The organism is Sebaldella sp. S0638 (assembly GCF_024158605.1).
Lineage (GTDB): Bacteria > Fusobacteriota > Fusobacteriia > Fusobacteriales > Leptotrichiaceae > Sebaldella.
In genome coordinates this window covers 1-851 of record NZ_JAMZGM010000277.1, presented here as the reverse complement: position 1 = coordinate 851, position 851 = coordinate 1, and the positions used below count along the sequence as shown (strand labels likewise).

General features: G+C 26.9%; 1 pseudogene. It reads left to right on the top strand.

Annotated features, from left to right (window positions below):
- Window positions 1-174: 174 nt before the first annotated feature.
- Window positions 175-635, top strand: a pseudogene (locus tag NK213_RS20245) (PTS transporter subunit IIC).
- Window positions 636-851: the final 216 nt, after the last annotated feature.

Sequence of the window (851 nt, the reverse complement as noted above, 5' to 3'; positions counted from 1 at the left end):
TCTCCTAAAGAATATTTGAAAAAAATTTCATAATAGACAAGATAAATGTGTCCACATTATTGACATAAGTACAATAAGAGGATAGCCCTGATTAGAAGTTATACAAATAAGAAAAAAATTAAAGAAGATGTATTAGAAGAAATTAGAGAATTAATAAAATAAAAGGAGGTAACAATGGAAATTTTTAAAATATTAATGGAAATATTGTCACAACCAGCAATTTTATTAGGAATAGTATCATGTGTAGGGTTAATAGCTTTGAAGAAACCATTTCATAAATTATTAACAGGAACTCTGGGACCGATATTAGGATATTTAATGTTAGGTGCAGGGGCAGACTTTATAGTAAAAAATTTAGAACCATTAGGACAAATGATAGAAAAAGGTTTTAATATAACAGGTGTAGTTCCAAATAATGAAGCAGTTGTAGCAACGGCACAAAAAATATTAGGAAAAGAAACAATGTTTATATTGATTGTAGGACTAGTAGTAAACTTATTAGTTGCAAGATTTACAAAATACAAATACATTTTTTAACAGGTCATCATAGTTTTTTTATGGCATGTTTATTATCAGCAATATTAGGTGCAATAGGTTTTGAAAAAACAGCCTTAATAATAATAGGAGGTTTGTAGTGGACAATTAAAATTGCTACAGTGAGTGATAGTAAATTATGCAAACCTCTTATTTAAAGCAGGAGGAATTCCTTTATTATAAGAATGGGGTCTTAAATAATTGTATTTAACATATATAAATTCATAAGTTTTCTTATCCAATATGAGCCTGTGATAAAAAGTCTGTAAATAAAAAAATCTTTTTATGATAAACTAAAAACAGGAGGACTTTATTAT